Here is a 19085-nt window from a genome sequence, read left to right as displayed (position 1 = left end):
GGCGCTACTCCTTCTTCAGGGCGTGCAGCGCGCCAAGGCTTTCGGCCATGGTCGGCAGCGACACCGTGACGGCGCTTGCCTGCGCCTGCTTGAGCAGCGTCAGCACGCCCTGCACGCGCCGCGAGCGCGTATCGAAATAGCGCCCGATCATCGCCTGCGCGGCCGCGAGGTCGTTGCGGAACACCGGCTCATTGCGCGACAACAGCGCCAGCCTGGCGTTCAGCAGGCGCAGCTTGACGTTTTCGCGCAGGAACCAGCCCTGCTCGCCGGACAACAGCAGCGCGTTGGTGTCTTCCACCTTGCGCACGCGGATCACCTGGCCAAGTTCGTCGAGGACATAGTTCCACAGGCGCGACACGGGGTTGGCGCCGGGCTGGGCGGCCCCAGGCGCGGAACCGTCCCGCGCGCCCGCAGCGCCCTTGGCGCCCGGGACGGCGTCCGCGCCCGACCTGTCGAGCATGCGTTCGCCTGAAAGCAGCGGCAGCGCATCGATCTGGTTGATCGATTCGTCCAGCTTGATGGCGGCGCCGGTCAGGTCCGTATCCGGCAAGGATTTCATGCGCGCGATGTCGCGGGCGATGGCGCGGCGCAACTGGTTGTACTGCGGCTTGTCGGCACGGCCCAGGCGCGCGTCGGCACTTTGCAGCGCCGCCAGCGCCACCTGCACGTTGCCCGTCAGTTGCAGTTGCTGCCCGGCATTGGTCAGCAACTGCTGGATTTCGGCGATCTCCCAATCGTCGCGGTTGCGCATCAGGTCCTGATACACCTGCTCCAGCGCAGCCTGCTTGTCGCGCGCCTCGACCAGTTGGCCGTCCAGCGCGCCCACCTTAGCCTGCAACGCCTTGACCGTATCCTGCGCGTCCTTGGACAGCACGCGCGTTTCCTGCACGAGCGCGTCGTTGCTCTGCTGGCGACGCGCCAGTTCCTGGGTCAGATGATCGACGCGGTTCTGCAGCCACCAGAATCCGCCCGCAAAGGCCACCAGCAACACGATGGCCGCCGGCCACCACGGATTCATGCGGCGCGCGGCTGGCTGCGCGGGATGCATGGCGAATGGCGCGCCGGTCGATCCGGCCGATGAAGTACTGCTCGACGAGGGGGACGTGGTGTCTGGCGTCACGCGTTCGGCCTTCGTTGTCGTGGATCCCGGGGACCCGGTGGATTCATGGATGGGCTGCGCCGAAGCGGCGGGCCGGTCGGTCTGCGCCTCGTTGCGCTCAGCGACCGGCACGGCGACCGGCGCCGCGGCCTCAACAGGCGCGGGTGCTGGCGCTGCCGGCCCGGCATGGGCATTGCCCCATTGCGTGCAGGCGGCCAGCAAACCGGCATCGCCGGGCGCGGCCGGCTGCACGTGCGCAAAGCCCAACGCCTGCGCCTGCGCCGCAATTCTCGCATGCGGCGCAATGCACTGCACCTGCTTGAGCCGCTCGTATTCTTGCGGCGACAGATGCAAACGCGCCAGCGCATCGAGATTGCGAACGGCTTCGGAACTGGTCAGTAGCCAGGCGTAGGGCGGCGCGCCCGGCTTGAGGCTGTCGCGCACGGCCTGCCACTGCATGGCGGTCGGCTCGGGCAGCGTGCGGCTGTAGGCCTCGACGGCGTCGACCGTAGCGCCTGCTTCGCGCAGGCGGTCGCCAAGCCAGTCGCGCCCGCCGTTGCCGCGGATGATCAACACGCGGCGCCCGGCGAAGGCCCCCGGCGTGGTATCGAGTTGGGACCAGAGCGCCTCGGAATCGAAGCGCGGCGCCCCTGCCGACATTTCGGTTTCGGTCGACACGCCGTTCGACGGTTCGTCGCCCGCATCCGCGCCAACCGGCGCAGCGCCCGCCGGCGCGATCACGCGGTACGTGGGCGGCGCAATGCCGCGCTCGGCCAACGCCGCCACGCTGGACGGCCCGACTACCGCGACGGGGACTTCGGGCGGCCAGCGCGGGCCATCCATGCCTTCGCGCACCTGCGCCAGCGCATCGAGCGCGAACGACACGGCGTTGGGGCTGACAAACACCACCAGCGCATAGTCGGACAGATGGCTCAGCGCGGCGCGCAGCGGCGCGTCATCGGACGCGGGGCCGATCGCAAGCAGCGGAAAGCCAAGCACATCCAGGCCCGCCGCATGCAGTGCTTCGGTCAGTTGCCGGGATTGCCCGGCGGGTCGCGTGACTACGACGGTCGGGCGAGGCATCGCGCGTTCCTCAGGCGGGACCTGCGGTGGAAAGCTGTGCCAGCACGGCGTCCGCGCCTTGCGCGAGCAGATCGCCGGCCACGGCGGCGCCCAGTTGCTCGGCGGCGGCCAACGAGGCAACCGGCACGGTGGCGTGGGCGCGCACGTTGCGCGTGCCGTCGGGCAACGCGACAAAGGCATCGAGCTGAAGCGCGTCGGCACGCCAGCGGGCGTGCGCGGCCAGCGGCAATTGGCACGAACCGCCAAGTCGACGCGACACCGCGCGTTCGGCGCAGACCGCCAGCAGGGTCGGCTGATGATTCAGCGGCGCGAGCCATTCGGCCAATTCGGGTCGATCCGCACGGATCTCGATGCCGAGCGCGCCCTGGCCGGCGGCTGGCAGCGAAATCTCCGGTTCGATCAGCGCGCGGATGCGCTTGCCCAGGCCCAGGCGCTTGAGACCGGCAGCCGCCAGGATGATCGCGCCGTATTCGCCGCGATCGAGCTTGCCCAGACGGGTATCGAGGTTGCCGCGCAACGGTTTGATCACGAGATGTGGATAGCGGCCGCGCAGTGCGGCTTCGCGGCGCAGGCTCGACGTGCCCACCACGGTGCCGGGCGGCATGTCGTCGAGCGCGGCATATTGTGCCGACACCAGCGCGTCGCGCGGGTCCTCGCGTTCCATCACCGCCGCCAGCGCGAAGCCTGCGGGCAACTCCATCGGCACATCCTTGAGCGAATGCACCGCCAGGTCCGCGCGGCCTTCGGCCATCGCGACTTCCAGCTCCTTCACGAACAGACCTTTGCCGCCTACTTTGGACAGAGTCTTATCGAGAATTTGATCACCCCGTGTCGTCATGCCGAGAATGGACACTTCGCACTGGGGATAGTATTGTTGCAACGCAGCACGCACATGTTCAGCCTGCCACATTGCCAGCCGACTCTCGCGCGAGGCGATGACCAGCTTGCGTGGCATGCTGCGCGAGGCTGCAGCGGACAAGGAAGACGGTTGGGCGGGTGCTTGCATGCGCGCATGTTAGCACGCACCTTTTGTGCTTCACGCCCCCGGCAGCCCGAATTGCCAGCCCCGCAGCAGCCGTTCCGGCGCGGTATTGACGCCGGTCGACGCCATATGAAACCTGTGCGGTGTTCGATACCTACAAAACGCAGTGATACGAGGAGATAGTTGATGACGCAGCCTGCTGCGCGCCCCACCGGCCGTGCCCGTTCGGCCGGCAGCAAGTCAGTTTCGCCAGCCTCAGGCCAGCAAGACAGCACCGGCGCCACCCCCAAGTCCCCCCGCAACCCGTCCGTACAGCCCGCCTCCGGCAAGCCGAAGCTGACCGTGGTGTCGCCCGACGCCGCCAGCAGCGCCCCGGCGCGCCGCAGTGCCGACAAGGACCTGCCGCTGCGTGAGGACATCCGCTTCCTGGGCCGTCTGCTCGGCGATTGCGTGCGCGAACAGGAAGGCGACGCCGCCTTCGAACTGGTGGAAACGATCCGCCAGACCGCGGTGCGCTTCCGCCGCGAGAACGACCGCGCCGCCGGCATGGAACTCGACCGCCTGCTCAAGCGGCTGTCGCGCGACCAGACCAATTCCGTGGTGCGGGCGTTCAGCTATTTCTCGCACCTGGCCAATATCGCCGAAGACCAGCACCACAACCGCCGCCGCCGCGTGCACGCGCTGGCCGGATCGCCGCCGCAGCCGGGCAGCCTGGCGCGCGCGCTGCAGGCCATCGACGCCGCCGGCGTGACCGGCAAGCAGTTGCGCGATTTCCTGGACAAGGCGCTGATCATGCCGGTGCTGACCGCGCATCCGACCGAAGTCCAGCGCAAGTCGATTCTCGACGCCGAGCGCGAGATCGCCCGCCTGCTGGCCGAGCGCGACTTGCCGATGACCACGCGCGAGCGCGACCACAACACGGCGCAACTGCGCGCCCGCGTGACCACGCTGTGGCAGACGCGCATGCTGCGCAACACGCGGCTGATGGTGGTCGACGAGATCGAAAACGCGCTGTCCTATTACCGCACCACGTTCCTGCACGGCATCCCGCGCCTGATGGCCGAAATGGAAGAGGACATCGCCGAGGTTTTCCCGCGCAAGTCGCGCGCCGGTGCCGCGCCTGCGCCGCTGGCGCCGTTCCTGCAGATGGGTTCATGGATCGGCGGCGACCGCGACGGCAATCCCAACGTCACGGCCGACACGCTGCAGCATGCGGCGCAGCAGCAGTCGACGCTGATCATGCAGTGGTATCTCGACGAAGTGCACGCGCTGGGCGCCGAGCTGCCGCTGTCGTCGCTGATGGTCGACGCCAGCCCCGAACTGCTGGCGCTGGCCGAGGCGTCGCCCGACCATTCCGAACACCGCGCCGACGAACCGTATCGCCGCGCGCTGATCGGCATCTACGCCCGCCTGGCCGCCACCACGGCGCGCCTGACCGGTCATGTGGCGCAGCGCCATCCGGTCGCCGACGTAGCGCCGTACGAAAATGCCGAAGCGTTTGCCGCGGACGTGGAGATCGTCATCGATTCGCTGCGCTCGCACCACGGCGATGCGCTGGCGCGCGGCCGCATCGACGCGCTGGCCCGCGCCATCGCGATTTTCGGCTTTCACCTGGCGTCGGTGGACATGCGCCAGGTATCCGACGTGCACGAAGCCGTGGTGGCCGAACTGTTCAAGGCGGCCGGCATCGAAGCCGATTACGCCGCGCTGACCGAAGACCGCAAGCTGGAACTGCTGCTCGCCGAACTGCGCCAGCCGCGCCTGCTGTCGCTGCCCTGGCACGACTATTCCGAGCAGACGCGCAGCGAACTGGCGATCTTCAACATGGCCCGCGAACTGCGCGCCCGCTACGGCAACCGCGTGGCGCGCAACTACATTATCTCGCACACGGAGACACTTTCCGATCTGGTCGAGGTGATGCTGCTGCAGAAAGAGGCCGGCATGCTGCGCGGAACTCTGGGCAGCAAGTCCGATCCGGCGCGCATGGAGCTGATGGTCATCCCGCTGTTCGAAACCATCGAGGATTTGCGCAACGCGGCGGGCATCATGCAGTCGTTGCTCGACCTGCCCGGTTTCGACTCGGTGATCAAACATCACGGCGTCGAGCAGGAAGTGATGCTCGGCTATTCGGATTCGAACAAGGACGGCGGCTTCCTGACGTCGAACTGGGAGCTCTATAAGGCCGAACTGGCGCTGGTGAAGCTGTTCGAGGAACGCCGCGTGACGCTGCGGCTGTTCCATGGCCGCGGCGGCACGGTCGGCCGTGGCGGCGGTCCGACGTACGACGCCATCCTGTCGCAGCCGCCCGGCACCGTGAACGGGCAGATCCGCCTGACCGAACAGGGCGAGATCATCAATAGCAAGTTCGCCAATTCCGAAATCGGCCGGCGCAATCTCGAAACGGTGATCGCCGCCACGCTGGAAGCCTCGCTGCTGCCCACCCAGAACGCGCCGGATGGGCTGGCCGGGTTCGAGGCGATCATGCAGCAGCTGTCGGACCGCGCTTTCCTGGCGTATCGCAACCTCGTCTATGAAACCCCGGGCTTCAAGGACTACTTCTTCGCCACCACGCCGATCACCGAGATTGCCGACCTGAACCTCGGCTCGCGTCCGGCATCGCGCAAGCTGATGGACAAGAAGCATCGCCGCATCGAGGATCTGCGCGCCATTCCGTGGGGCTTTTCCTGGGGCCAGTGCCGCCTGCTGCTACCGGGCTGGTTCGGCTTTGGCAGCGCGGTACAGGCGCTGTTGAACGACGCCGCGGACGACAAGGCGCGCAAGGCCACGATCGCTACGCTCAAGCGCATGGTCAAGACCTGGCCGTTCTTCCGCACGCTGCTGTCCAATATGGACATGGTGCTGGCCAAGACCGACCTCGCCGTGGCATCGCGCTACGCCGCACTGTGCGAGGACGCCGCGCTGCGCAAGACAGTGTTCTCGCGCATCAGCACGGAATGGCACCTGACCTGCGACATGCTGGCGCTGATCACCGGCCGCGCCGAGCGTCTGGCGGACAACCCGTTGCTGGCGCGCTCGATCAAGAACCGCTTCGCCTACCTCGATCCGCTCAACCACTTGCAGGTGGAACTGCTCAAGCGCTACCGCGCCGGCAAGGACGCCGACGACGTGCGCGTGCGGCGTGGCATCCACTTGACGATCAACGGGGTAGCGGCCGGGCTGCGCAACAGCGGCTGATTTGTGCCGGATCGGTGGTTTCGCTCCCTGCCCGCCTGTGCGGACGCGGGGCGAACGCCGGCGCAGTGGCGGCCGGGCGCGAGGTCTGGCAGGTCGCGTGCCACCGCGCCGCCCAGCCTGCGCCATCCGGGCTGCTCCGGAAATCCGCGGCGCGCCGGACGGGCGGGGCACGACGAACGGCGCTTGCCGGGGACGCCAGGCGATATAATCGCCGTTTCCGATTTTGCGCCCTGCCCCTGTCATGACCTCCCAACTTGCCAAGAAAGGCGAAGCCTGGTCCGCCCGCTTCTCCGAACCGATGTCCGACCTGGTGAAGCGTTACACCGCGTCGGTCTTCTTCGACAAGCGCCTGGCGCTGTTCGACATCCAGGGCTCTCTGGCCCACGCGGCCATGCTGGCCAAGCAGGGCATCATCGCCGAGGCCGACCGCGCCGAGATCGAGCGCGGCATGACGCAGATCCGCGGCGAAATCGAAGCCGGCGGGTTCGAGTGGAAGCTCGATCTGGAAGATGTCCACCTCAATATCGAAGCCCGCCTGACCGCGCTGGTGGGCGACGCGGGCAAGCGCCTGCACACGGGCCGCTCGCGCAACGACCAGGTGGCAACCGATATCCGCCTGTGGCTGCGCAGTGAAATCGACAACATCATCGGGCTGCTGGGCGATCTGCGCGGTGCGCTGCTCGATCTGGCCGAAAAGAACGCCGCGACGATCCTGCCGGGCTTCACGCATCTGCAAGTGGCGCAGCCGGTGACGTTTGGCCACCATCTCATGGCCTACGTGGAAATGTTCACGCGCGACGCCGAGCGCATGGCCGACTGTCGTCGCCGCGTCAATCGCCTGCCGCTGGGCGCCGCCGCGCTGGCCGGCACCAGCTATCCGATCGACCGCGAATTCGTGGCCCAGCAACTGGGCTTCGACGGCGTGTGCCGCAATTCGCTCGACGCCGTGTCCGATCGCGACTTCGCCATCGAATTCGTCGCCGCCGCCTCGCTGATCATGACGCACGTGTCGCGTTTCAGCGAGGAACTGGTGATCTGGATGAGCCCGCGCGTCGGCTTTATCGACATCGCCGACCGCTTCTGCACGGGCAGCTCGATCATGCCGCAGAAGAAAAACCCGGACGTCCCCGAGCTGGCGCGCGGCAAGACCGGCCGCGTGTACGGCCATCTGACCGGCCTCTTGACGCTGATGAAGGGCCAGCCGCTGGCGTACAACAAGGACAACCAGGAAGACAAGGAACCGCTGTTTGACACGGTCGACACCGTGGTGGACACGCTGCGCATCTTCGCCGATATGGTGCCCGGCATCAGCGTCAAGCCCGACGCCATGCGCGCCGCGGCGCTGCAAGGCTACGCCACGGCCACCGACCTGGCCGACTACCTGGTCAAGCGCGGCCTGCCGTTCCGCGACGCCCACGAAGCCGTGGCCCATGCGGTGCGCGCCTGCGACGACCGCCAGTGCGACCTGGCCGATCTGAGCGTGGAACAACTGCGCGAGGTATCGGGTCTGGGCGACAAGGCCGCGCTGATCGGCGACGACGTGCACAGCGTGCTGACGCTGGAGGGTTCGGTCGCATCGCGCAATCATATTGGCGGCACGGCGCCCGACCAGGTGCGCGCCGCCATCGCCGCCGCCCGCAAGACGCTGTAAGTTTCGCGTAAGCCAATGTCGTAAAAAAGCCGCCAGGCCATCGGCCCTGGCGGCTTTTTCTTTGAAACTTCGGCCGGATCGCGCCGATTTGCCGTGCCGCTAGGAGAATCCCCTAGCGCCGATAAAAATTGTTACAGATACACTGATCGGCGCAAAAAACGGGGGAGACAACCCATGAACTACTTGCTTGGTCTGTCACGACAGATCGACAGGTTGAATCAGCACACGGGCAGGCTTGCAAACATCATGATCCTGCTGTCGTGCCTGATCAGCGCAGGCAACGCCCTGCTTCGATACGGCTTCAACCTTAGCGACAACTGGCCGCTGGAACTGCAGTGGTACATGTTTGCCATCGCGGTGATGTTTGGCGCGTCGTACACGTTCCAGCGCAACGAGCACGTGCGCGTGGACCTGATCTACGGCAACGTGTCCGAGCGCGCCCAGCACTGGATCGACATCTTCGGCATCGTGGTCTTCCTGCTGCCGTCCACGATCCTGTTCACATGGCTGTCGTGGGAATCGCTGTTCCTGCCTTCGTGGCGCATTCTTGAGCAATCGGGAAATTCGGGCGGTCTGCCGCGCTATCCGATCAAGCTCGTGGTGCCCATCGGCTTTGCCCTGCTGACGTTGCAGGGGATTTCCGAACTGATCAAGCGCTTTGCCGCCCTCAAGGGGCTGGTGCGCATCGAATCGAAATACGAAAGGCCGGTGCAATGATTCCATTGGAATATATGCCGCCGCTGATGTTCGGCGGCCTGGTGGTGTTCATGCTGATCGGCTTTCCGGTCGCGTTCTCGCTCTCCGCGGTGGGCCTCGCCTTCGGCTTCCTGGCCATCGAGTGGGGCTACTTCCCGATGCAGTTCCTGCAGGCCGTGCCCAGCCGCGTGTTCGGCAGCGTGCTGGCTAACGAGTTGCTGCTGGCCATCCCGTTCTTCACCTTCATGGGTGCGATCCTGGAAAAATGCGGGCTCGCCGAGGACATGCTCGACTCGATGGGCCAGCTGTTCGGGCCCGTGCGCGGCGGGCTCGGGTATTCGGTGATCATCGTCGGCTTCATTCTGGGCGCGATCACCGGCACGGTGGCCGCGCAGGTGATTGCCATGGCGATGATCTCGCTGCCGGTGATGATGCGCTACCGCTACAACATGAAGTACGCCACGGGCGTGCTGGCCGCATCGGGCACGATCACGCAACTGGTGCCGCCGTCGCTGGTGCTGGTGGTGCTGGCCGACCAGCTCAAGACGCCGGCCGGCAGTGCCGATGTCGGCAGCATGTACCTCGGCGCGTGGGGCCCCTCGGTGGTCCAGATCGCGCTGTTCGCGCTGTACACATTTGTGCTGACGCGCATCAAACCCGACTGGCTGCCGCCGGTGCCGGCCGAGGCGCGCACGCTGCGCGGCTGGGCGTTGTGGGCCAAATGCCTGCGCGGCATCATCCCTTGCGCGGTGCTGATCTTCCTGGTGCTGGGCACGATCATGCTGGGCATCGCCACGCCGACCGAATCGGGCGCGATGGGCGCCGTGGGCGCGCTGGTGCTGGCGGTCCTGCGCGACAAGGGCTTCAACCGGGTCGACCGCAACATCTATCGCGTCGGCATCGCTGCCACGCTGATCGCCGCAGCGGTCGGCGTGTTCGCGTTCGGTTCGCACCTGTTCCGCATTCCGCTGGCCGTCGCCTATCTGGTGGTGCTCTGGCTGCTGATCCGCGCCGGCCAGTTGACCGACCTGCGCCTGCTGATCGTCGATGCCTACCAGTCCACCGCACGCATCACCGCGATGGTGGTGTTCATCCTGATCGGATCGACCTGTTTTTCGGTGGTGTTCCAGGGCGTCGACGGCGGCGCGTGGGTGGAGCATCTGTTCACCTCGCTGCCGGGCGGCTGGATCGGCTTCCTGATCGTGGTGAACCTGTTCATCTTCTTCCTGGCGTTCTTCCTGGACTTCTTCGAGATCGCGTTTATCGTGGTGCCGATGCTGGCGCCGGTCGCGGTCAAGGTGCTGGCGCCGGTGGTGGCGGATTCGATGGGCGGCAACCCGGAAGCCGCGGCCACCGCTGCGCTGGTCTGGTTTGGCGTGATGCTGTGCGTGAACATGCAGACCTCGTTCATGCATCCGCCGTTCGGCTTTGCGCTGTTCTACCTGCGCGGCATCGCGCCGAAGGAAGTGAAAAGTTCGGACATCTACTGGGGCGCGCTGCCCTGGGTAGGCCTGCAACTGGTGATGGTGCTGTTGGTGATGTTCTGGCCGGGCATGGTGACGGCGTTCCTCGACAAGGGATCGCTCAAGCACAGCAACGCCGCGGAGGTCAGCATCCCGCTTGGCGGGCAGGACGGCGACGGCAAGCCCGGGGGGCCGGCATCGACCCCCGGCACGCTGGAGCTGCCCGGCAGCGCCACCGAATCGAGCGAGCCGGCCGCGCCGCAATTCCAGTTCGACAAGAGCAAGTAAGGCGGAGGATCGCCGGCAAACGAAAAGGGCACCCATCGGGTGCCCTTCTGCCATGCGCGGCGAGGTGCGGATTCACCGCACGCCGCCCTCGCCGTTTATTGCTTCACGCAGTCCACGAAATACGCCGACTGGCCGTCGATCTCGTCTTCCACCAGGCCGTGGATGTCGGTCTCGAAGCCCGGGAACAGCTTGTTGAATTCGCGCGCGAACTTCAGGTACTGCACGATCGTGCGGTTGAAGCGTTCGCCCGGAATCAGCAGCGGAATGCCCGGCGGATACGGCGTGAGCAGGATCGCGGTGACGCGGCCTTCCAGTTCGTCCACGGGCACGCGCTCGATCTCGCGGTGCGCCATCATTGCCCAAGCATCGGACGGCTTCATCGCCGGCTCCATGTCGGACAGATACATCTCCGTGGTCACGCGCGCCACATCGTTGGCCTTGTAGACGCTGTGGATCGCATCGCAAAGATCGCGCAGGCCCATGCGTTCGTATTGCGGATACTTGGCGACGAATTCCGGCAGCACGCGCCATAGCGGCTGGTTCTGGTCGTAATCGTCCTTGAACTGCTGCAGCTCGGTCACCAGCGAATTCCAACGGCCCTTGGTGATGCCGATGGTGAACATGATGAAGAACGAGTAGAGGCCCGTCTTCTCGATGATGATGCCGTGCTCGGCCAGGTATTTGGTGACGATGGCCGCCGGAATGCCGCGTTCGCTGAACTCGCCATCCACATCGAGTCCCGGCGTGATCAGCGTCGCCTTGATCGGGTCCAGCAGGTTGAAGCCATCGGCGAGATCGCCAAAGCCGTGCCAGCGCTCGTTGGCCTTGAGCATCCAGTCCTCGCGCTCGCCCATGCCGTCTTCGGCCAGCGTGTCCGGACCCCACACCTTGAACCACCAGTCGCCGTTGTTGGCCACGTCGTAGTCGGCTTCCACCTTGCGCACCGCGCGGCGGAAATCGAGCGCTTCCTGGATGCTTTCCTCGACCAGCGCGGTGCCGCCCGGCGCTTCCATCATCGCGGCGGCCACGTCGCACGAGGCGATGATCGAGTACTGCGGGCTGGTCGAGGTGTGCATCAGGTACGCCTCGTTGAAACGATAGCGATCCAGCTTGCGCGTCTCGGAATCCTGCACAAGAATCTGCGACGCCTGCGACAAGCCGGCCAGCAGCTTGTGCGTCGATTGCGTGGCGAACACCAGCGCATCCTTGCTGCGCGGGCGATCGCGGCCGATCGCGTGCATGTTGCGATAGAAATCGTGGAACGCCGCGTGCGGCAGCCATGCTTCATCGAAGTGCAGCGTGTCGATTTCCGACGCGAGCATTTCCTTGATCTGCTCGGCGTTGTAGAGCACGCCGTCGTACGTGCCCTGCGTAATCGTCAGGATGCGCGGCTTCTGGTTCTTCGCCTTGCTGGCGAACGGATGCGCGGCGATCTTCCTGCGGATCGTCTCGGGATCGAATTCGCTCTTGGGGATCGGGCCGATGATGCCGTAATGGTTGCGCGTCGGCATCAGGAACACGGGAATCGCGCCGGTCATCATGATCGCGTGCAGGATCGACTTGTGGCAGTTGCGGTCCACCACCACAATATCGCCCGGCGCCACGTTGGCGTGCCAGACCATCTTGTTCGACGTCGACGTGCCGTTGGTCACGAAGAACATGTGGTCCGAATTGAAGATGCGCGCCGCGTTGCGCTCTGACGCAGCCACCGGCCCGGTATGGTCCAGCAGTTGGCCAAGTTCCTCGACCGCATTGCAGACGTCGGCGCGCAGCATGTTTTCGCCGAAGAACTGGTGGAATACCTGTCCGACCGGGCTCTTCAGGAACGCCACGCCGCCCGAGTGGCCGGGGCAGTGCCACGAATACGAGCTGTCCTGCGCGTAGTCGATCAGCGCCTTGAAGAACGGCGGCGCAAGCGAATCGAGATAGACGCGGGCTTCGCGGATGATGTGGCGCGCCACAAATTCCGGCGTGTCCTCGAACATGTGGATGAAGCCGTGCAGCTCGCGCAGGATGTCGTTCGGGATATGGCGCGAAGTGCGCGTCTCCCCGTACAGGAAGATCGGCAGATCCGAGTTGCGGCGGCGCACTTCGTTGACGAACGCGCGCAGTTTCTCGATGGCGGCTGCCTCGGGCTGGTCGTCGGCGCGCACGAATTCGTCGTCGTCGATCGACACAATGAACGTCGAGGCCCGGCTGGACTGCTGGGCGAACGACGTCAGATCGCCGTAGCTGGTCAGGCCCATCACTTCCATGCCTTCGCGCTCGATGGCCTCGGCCAGCGCGCGAATGCCCGAGCCGGAAATGTTCTCGGAGCGGAAGTCTTCATCGATGATGATGACAGGGAAGCGGAATTTCATCGGGCATCCTTGATGAGAAGGCTTGGAAAGACTTGAGCCACATGGCCGGCGGAAGGTTCCCCGCAGCGGCGGCATGTGGCTCGTTCGTCAGGTCTGGCGCGGACCGGGTCGGCCCCGGCGCGCCGCCGGCGTGCTTGAGACGCCGGCATTCTAATGCGAGACGATGACAGATCGTCAGGTCTTGGGCAGCGTGACGCCGTGCTGGCCCTGGTATTTGCCGCCACGGTCCGCGTACGAGGTTTCGCAGATCTCGTCGCTCTCGAAGAACAGCACCTGCGCGCAGCCCTCGCCCGCGTAGATCTTGGCGGGCAGCGGCGTGGTGTTCGAAAACTCCAGCGTGACGTAGCCTTCCCACTCGGGCTCGAACGGCGTCACGTTGACGATGATGCCGCAACGGGCGTAGGTGCTCTTGCCCAGGCAGATCGTCAGCACGCTGCGCGGAATACGGAAGTACTCCATCGTGCGGGCCAGCGCGAACGAGTTCGGCGGAATGATGCAGACGTCGCCCTTGAAATCGACAAACGACTTCTCGTCGAAATTCTTCGGATCGACAATCGTGCTGTTGATATTCGTAAAGATCTTGAATTCGTCGGCGCAGCGGATATCGTAGCCGTAGCTCGACGTGCCATACGAGACGATCTTGCGGCCATCCGATTCCCGTACCTGGCCGGGCTCGAACGGTTCGATCATGCCGTGCTGCTCCGCCATGCGGCGGATCCACTTGTCGGATTTGATGCTCATATAGGAGTGGCAGTATGGACGGACGGCTGGCCGGCCATACCGGGCACGCCGCTTGATTGGGGCGCATTGTACAACCAATCCGCGCGGCGCCCGCGCCCGTTGGCGGCGTGGTTGCCGCGGTGCGGGATGGCGGGAGGACAAGCGGGTGGCGGCCTGGGATTCGATGCGGGATCTGGGGCGCAATCCGTTGCCGGATGCGGGACACGCTGCCGGCCGAGTGTCGGGGCGGCGCACAGGGATCGACCCGGCGCACTCGCTCCCGCTGTTCCATCGGCCTCGACAGCCCGGCCCGCAGGACCCCGCCTACGACGCGGCGATCACGCCGCAGGCGATGCGTCCGCCAGAATTGCCGGTTGGCTGGGTGCGATAGTCGTCCGGATCCTTGTGAACCACCACGGCGCGGCCCACCACGCTGTTCGCCCCCGGCCCAACGGTGACGTCCGGCATCACGAACTGCGCGCGCGCGTTGCCGGCCGAATCGGCGGTCAGGTTGTTCATGTCGCCGGCATGGTGGTCCGGCATCGACATCTGGCCATGCGGCCGGCCGCTCGGGTTGAAATGACCGCCCGCGCTCATCGCGTCGGGGGCCGAGCAATCGCCCTTCTCATGGATGTGGAAACCATGCTGGGTGCCCGGCGGCAGCCCCGTAACCGCAACCACCACCATGACGCCGCCCGATTGCTGTTCGAACGTGACGCGCCCCGCGGTGCTGGTCCCGCTCTTGGGCGCCAGCGTAGCCGTGGCCCTGGTCGCGCCGGAGGCAGCCATCGTGGCGCCGGCCGGTGCCTCGCTGGTTGTCTGCTTGCCCCAGTTCGCGCATCCCGCCGTCAGGACCGCGGCGCCCATTGCCACGGCCGCCAGGCCGAAAGTTACACGTTTCATGCCATTCCTCCCTTTTTTGCTTGTGAGCGCCGGCGCAGCTCGATGAGCGCCGGCGAACGCGAGTGAGTGCGACGCCTGCCGTGGGGATTGTAGGTCAGGTGTCGACTGCGGCAATGTCGGACAGGTGCGGATTTTTCGCCGGCTCAGGTGTTCTGGACCACGATGCTCGGGAATTTGTTGGTCATGTCGCGCGCCTTGTCGGCGACCTTGATCGCCACCTTGCGCGCCATCTCGCGGTAGATCGCGGCGATCGGGCCGTCGGGATCGGCCACCACGGTGGGCCGGCCGGAATCGGCCTGCTCGCGGATCGACAGGTTCAGCGGCAAGCTGCCCAACACGTCCACATGGTAGTCGGCGCTCATCTTCTGCGCCCCACCGGCGCCGAAGATATGCTCGGTATGGCCGCAGTTCGGGCAGCAATAGACGGCCATGTTCTCGACGATGCCGAGGATCGGGATGCCGACCTTTTCGAACATTTTCAGGCCCTTGCGCGCGTCGAGCAGCGCGATGTCCTGTGGCGTGGTCACGATCACGGCGCCCGTGACGGGCACCTTCTGCGATAGCGTCAGCTGGATGTCGCCGGTGCCCGGCGGCATGTCGACGATCAGGTAGTCGAGGTCGTTCCAGTTGGTCTGGCGCAGCAGTTGTTCCAGTGCCGACGTCACCATCGGCCCGCGCCACACCATCGGGTTGTCCTGCTCGATCAGGAAGCCGATCGAATTGGCCTGCAGGCCGTGGCCTTCCAGCGGCGCCATGGTCTGGCCGTCGGTCGACTCCGGACGACCGCTGATGCCAAGCATCATCGGCAGGCTCGGCCCGTAGATGTCGGCGTCGAGCATGCCGACGCGCGCGCCCTCGGCAGCCAGCGCCAGGGCCAGGTTCACCGCGGTGGTGGACTTGCCGACCCCGCCCTTGCCCGACGCCACGGCGATCACGTTGCGCACGCCCGGCAGCAGCTTGACGCCCCGTTGCACGGCGTGAGCGACGATCTTCATCGTCACGGCCACGCTGACGTTGGTCACGCCCGCCAGCGGACGCACGGCGTCGATCACGAGGTTGCGGATCAGGTCGAACTGGCTCTTGCCAGGATAACCAAGCTCCACTTCGACGGAAACGTTACCGCCGTCCACACGCACGTTGCGCGCCGAGCGCGTGGACACGAGGTCCTTGCCCGTGTTGGGATCGATCACGGTGCGCAGCACTTCGGTTACCTGTTCAATGGTGAGGCTCAAGACAGACTCCGCTTTCGGAAATGGGTGTGGGATGACAAGGCGCGTAATGTAGCAAAGTCCGAACACAGTAGCAGGCCGGGCGCGCCGTGCGCCGCCTTCGCCGCCGATGCCCCCACGCCAAGTGGGTGATTACAGACATTTACATTTCTCACATTCTTGCGCTTGTGCGCGTAGCGCCATATCCATATTGTAGTGCGCCAAGCGCGGACGACCTGTCATCGCAACTGTCATCTGACGGGTCGAACTTAGCGTTTTCAGACGTAACCATGAAACTTTGTCGCAGCTTGTCCGCCAACGTGCGGCTGGCGTTACCATGCGACATGCCGTTGGCAAAACATTTACGGGTCTCACCGCAAGGAGAAAGCATGAACTTCAAGCTCGTCACCGTCTCGATCGTGGCCGCAGCGGCCCTGGCCGGTTGCGCCACCGAACAGCAAACCCATACCGCAGTCGGTACCGGCGTTGGCGCGGCGGTCGGCGCAGGCCTTGGCAACCTGATCGGCGGTAACACCACTGGCACGCTGGTCGGCGCGGCCGTGGGCGGCGCGCTGGGCGGCACTGCCGGCTACAACTGGAACGCGATCCGGGGCAAGCTGAACAAGGACACGGCGGGCACCGGCACGCAGATCACCGAGCAGCCGGACGGCTCGCTCAAGGTCAACATCCCGAGCCAGGTGACTTTCGATACCGACAGCGCCACGATCAAGCCGTCGTTCCGCACCGTGCTGGATCAAGTCGCCCAGACGCTGGGCCAGCACCAGGACGTCTCGGCCAACGTGGTAGGCCATACCGACAGCACCGGCAACCCGAGCTACAACATGCAACTGTCGCAGCGCCGCGCCCAGAGCGTGGCCGGTTACCTGGGTGACCGCGGCGTGGCACGCAACCGCCTGAGCGCCGAGGGCCGGGGCCAGACGCAGCCCGTGGCGGACAACGCCACCGAGGCCGGACGCGCCCAAAATCGTCGCGTTGAAATTTTCTTGAAACCAATTTCGGGGTGATCAGTCATAGAGTTCAGGTACCGCTTGCCACCGTTGCTGGCTCGCGATAGGTGGCTGACCTCCCGGGCGGTGCCTGATTTCTCCTCCTTTTCCGTTGTGGAAAGCTGCGCCGGTGTCCAACCGGCGCTTTTTTTTGGCCGATTTGCATCAAATTGCCGCCGATCGATCGTCGATCGCACGCTTCGTGCCGCCAATTCGACGACATTGCGGCCCATTCGGTCCCGAATCGAGCACTCAGCGAGTGCACTTGCTAAAATAGCCGTTTCCCCCTGGCGCCGGCCGCCGCCGCCGCCCGCATTCCACCCTCTGAACGGCTCTTTTCATGACCGCACGCCGCATTCTTGTTACCTCCGCCCTGCCGTACGCCAACGGACAGATCCACATCGGCCATCTGGTGGAATACATCCAGACCGACATCTGGGTTCGTTTTCAGCGAATGATGGGCAACGAGGTCTACTACGTCGGCGCTGACGATACCCATGGCACGCCTGTGATGCTGCGCGCGGAAAAGGAAGGCATCACCCCGAAGCAACTGATCGACCGTGTCTGGACCGAGCACAAGCGCGATTTCGACAGCTTTCTGGTGTCTTTCGACAACTACTACAGCACCGACGCCGAGGAAAACCGCGAACTCTGCGAAAAAATCTACCTCGCGCTCAAGGATCAGGACCTGATTGCCGAGCGCGACGTCGAACAGTTCTACGATCCGGTCAAGAACATGTTTCTGCCGGACCGCTTCATCAAGGGCGAATGCCCGAAGTGCGGCGCCAAGGACCAGTACGGCGATTCGTGTGAAGTGTGCGGCACCACCTACGTGCCGACCGACCTGAAGAACCCGTATTCGGTAGTGTCCGGCGCCACGCCGGTGCGCAAGTCGTCGACGCACTTCTTCTTCAAGCTGTCCGATCCGCGCTGCGAAACGTTCCTGCGCGAATGGGTCGGCGATCTGGCGCAGCCCGAAGCCAGCAACAAGATGCAGGAATGGCTCGGCGCCGAGGGCGAAGCGTCGACGCTGTCCGACTGGGACATCTCGCGCGATGCGCCGTACTTCGGCTTCGAGATCCCGGGCGCGCCGGGCAAGTATTTCTATGTCTGGCTCGACGCGCCGATCGGCTACTACGCCAGTTTCAAGAACCTCGCGGCCAAACGCGGCATCGATTTCGACGCCTGGGTAGGCCCGCATTCGACCGCCGAGCAGTACCACTTCATCGGCAAGGACATCCTGTACTTCCACACGCTGTTCTGGCCGGCGATGCTGAAGTTCTCGGGCTACCGCACGCCGACCAACGTGTTTGCGCACGGCTTCCTGACCGTCGACGGCGCCAAGATGAGCAAATCGCGCGGCACGTTCATCACCGCGCAGAGCTATATCGACACCGGCATGAATCCGGAATGGCTGCGCTACTACTTCGCGGCCAAGCTCAATGCGAGCATGGAAGATCTGGACCTGAACCTGGATGACTTTGTCGCCCGCGTGAACAGCGACCTGATCGGCAAGTATGTGAACATCGCCAGCCGCGCCGCAGGCTTTCTGGTCAAGCGCTTCGACGGCAAGGTCAACGAGGCGGCGCTGGCACATCCGCTGCTGGAGCAACTGCGCCAGGCCGCGCCGCAGGTGGCCGCGTTCTACGAAGGCCGCGAATACAGCAAGGCGCTGCGCCTGGTGATGGAACTGACCGACACGGTGAACGCGTTTGTCGATACCAACAAGCCGTGGGAACTGGCCAAGGACGAAAGCAAGCGCGATGCGCTGCACGCGGCGTGCTCGGTTTCGCTCGAGGCGTTCCGCCTACTGACCGTCTATCTGAAGCCGGTCGTACCGGAGCTTGCGGCCGGCGTGGAGCGCTTCCTCAATGTCGATCCGTTCGACTGGCGCGCCATCGACCGCCAGCTGTCCGCCGACCGTCCGATCCAGCCGTACCAGCACTTGATGACGCGCGTGGACACCAAGCAGATCGACGCGCTGCTGGCGGCCAACAAGGAATCGCTGCAAGCCGCCGCGCCCGCCGGCGACAGCGCGGCTGCATCGATCGAGCCGATCGGCGAAACCATCACGATCGACGACTTTGCGAAGATCGACCTGCGCGTGGCGAAGATCGTCGCCTGCAACAAGGTGGAAGGCTCGAACAAGCTGCTGCAACTGACGCTCGATCTGGGCGAAGGCAAGACGCGCAACGTGTTCTCGGGCATCCAGTCGGCCTACACGCCCGAACAGCTGGTCGGCAAGCTGACCGTGGTGGTGGCCAACCTGGCGCCGCGCAAGATGAAGTTCGGCATGTCCGAAGGCATGGTGCTGGCCGCGTCGGCCGCCGATGAAAAGGCCAACCCGGGCCTCTACATCCTGGAGCCGCACAGCGGTGCGGTGCCGGGCATGCGCATCCGCTGATCGCAGCGTCCTGCGCCCACAAAAAA

Annotated in this window: 12 protein-coding genes; 6 read left to right on the top strand and 6 right to left on the bottom strand. The window is 65.3% G+C overall.

Features of this window, described 5'->3' with window-relative positions; all coding sequences use genetic code 11:
* Nucleotides 1–4: 4 nt before the first annotated feature.
* Both hemDX and hemC read right to left on the bottom strand, forming a co-directional pair.
* Nucleotides 5–2182 (bottom strand): fused uroporphyrinogen-III synthase HemD/membrane protein HemX, encoded by a 2178-nt coding sequence (hemDX, locus tag F7R19_RS06100; RefSeq protein ID WP_150979655.1) that lies wholly within the window; start codon nucleotides 2180–2182, stop codon nucleotides 5–7.
* 10 nt (nucleotides 2183–2192) lie between these two features.
* Entirely contained in the window at nucleotides 2193–3188 is a 996-nt protein-coding gene (gene hemC / locus F7R19_RS06095; protein ID WP_150979654.1) for a hydroxymethylbilane synthase, read from the bottom strand.
* A 162-nt stretch (nucleotides 3189–3350) separates the two neighbouring features.
* Here hemC and ppc point away from each other — a divergent pair, with 162 nt between their 5' ends.
* From ppc to F7R19_RS06075, 4 genes are all read left to right on the top strand, one after another.
* Nucleotides 3351–6359, top strand: a complete 3009-nt coding sequence (gene ppc / locus F7R19_RS06090; RefSeq protein ID WP_150979653.1) for a phosphoenolpyruvate carboxylase — start codon at nucleotides 3351–3353, stop codon at nucleotides 6357–6359.
* A 241-nt stretch (nucleotides 6360–6600) separates the two neighbouring features.
* On the top strand, nucleotides 6601–8010 hold the full coding sequence (argH, locus tag F7R19_RS06085; RefSeq protein WP_061952675.1) for an argininosuccinate lyase: 1410 nt from the start codon (nucleotides 6601–6603) through the stop codon (nucleotides 8008–8010).
* A 174-nt stretch (nucleotides 8011–8184) separates the two neighbouring features.
* Nucleotides 8185–8727 (top strand): TRAP transporter small permease subunit, encoded by a 543-nt coding sequence (locus F7R19_RS06080; RefSeq protein WP_061952677.1) that lies wholly within the window; start codon nucleotides 8185–8187, stop codon nucleotides 8725–8727.
* Nucleotides 8724–10457, top strand: coding sequence for a TRAP transporter large permease (locus F7R19_RS06075; RefSeq protein ID WP_061952679.1), 1734 nt, complete (start codon nucleotides 8724–8726; stop codon nucleotides 10455–10457). The genes F7R19_RS06080 and F7R19_RS06075 overlap by 4 nt, the downstream gene beginning before the upstream one ends.
* Nucleotides 10458–10552: 95 nt before the next feature.
* Here the strand turns inward: F7R19_RS06075 and F7R19_RS06070 are convergent, their stop codons facing one another.
* From F7R19_RS06070 to apbC, 4 genes are all read right to left on the bottom strand, one after another.
* Nucleotides 10553–12817 (bottom strand): arginine/lysine/ornithine decarboxylase, encoded by a 2265-nt coding sequence (locus F7R19_RS06070; protein WP_061952681.1) that lies wholly within the window; start codon nucleotides 12815–12817, stop codon nucleotides 10553–10555.
* Between the two features lie 174 nt (nucleotides 12818–12991).
* Nucleotides 12992–13558, bottom strand: a complete 567-nt coding sequence (gene dcd / locus F7R19_RS06065; protein ID WP_061952683.1) for a dCTP deaminase — start codon at nucleotides 13556–13558, stop codon at nucleotides 12992–12994.
* Nucleotides 13559–13861: 303 nt separating this feature from the next.
* Complete coding sequence (locus F7R19_RS06060; RefSeq protein ID WP_061952685.1) at nucleotides 13862–14440, bottom strand: superoxide dismutase family protein; 579 nt, start codon at nucleotides 14438–14440, stop codon at nucleotides 13862–13864.
* A gap of 143 nt (nucleotides 14441–14583) precedes the next feature.
* Nucleotides 14584–15672 carry an iron-sulfur cluster carrier protein ApbC gene (gene apbC / locus F7R19_RS06055; protein WP_061952687.1) on the bottom strand — a complete coding sequence of 363 codons (1089 nt, stop codon included), beginning with the start codon at nucleotides 15670–15672 and terminating at the stop codon, nucleotides 14584–14586.
* Between the two features lie 365 nt (nucleotides 15673–16037).
* On the opposite strand from apbC, the gene F7R19_RS06050 reads away from it, so the two are divergent.
* Both F7R19_RS06050 and metG read left to right on the top strand, forming a co-directional pair.
* A complete protein-coding gene (locus tag F7R19_RS06050) occupies nucleotides 16038–16673 on the top strand; it encodes an OmpA family protein (protein WP_061952689.1) in 636 nt (211 codons plus the stop codon).
* A gap of 322 nt (nucleotides 16674–16995) precedes the next feature.
* Nucleotides 16996–19059 carry a methionine--tRNA ligase gene (gene metG, locus F7R19_RS06045; RefSeq protein WP_150979652.1) on the top strand — a complete coding sequence of 688 codons (2064 nt, stop codon included), beginning with the start codon at nucleotides 16996–16998 and terminating at the stop codon, nucleotides 19057–19059.
* The last annotated feature ends 26 nt before the right edge of the window (nucleotides 19060–19085 follow it).

The sequence above is a fragment of the Cupriavidus pauculus genome, from assembly GCF_008801835.1.
GTDB classification, from domain to species: domain Bacteria; phylum Pseudomonadota; class Gammaproteobacteria; order Burkholderiales; family Burkholderiaceae; genus Cupriavidus; species Cupriavidus pauculus.
Note: the sequence above shows the minus strand (reverse complement) of the source record. Positions and strands in the feature narration are given on the sequence as shown.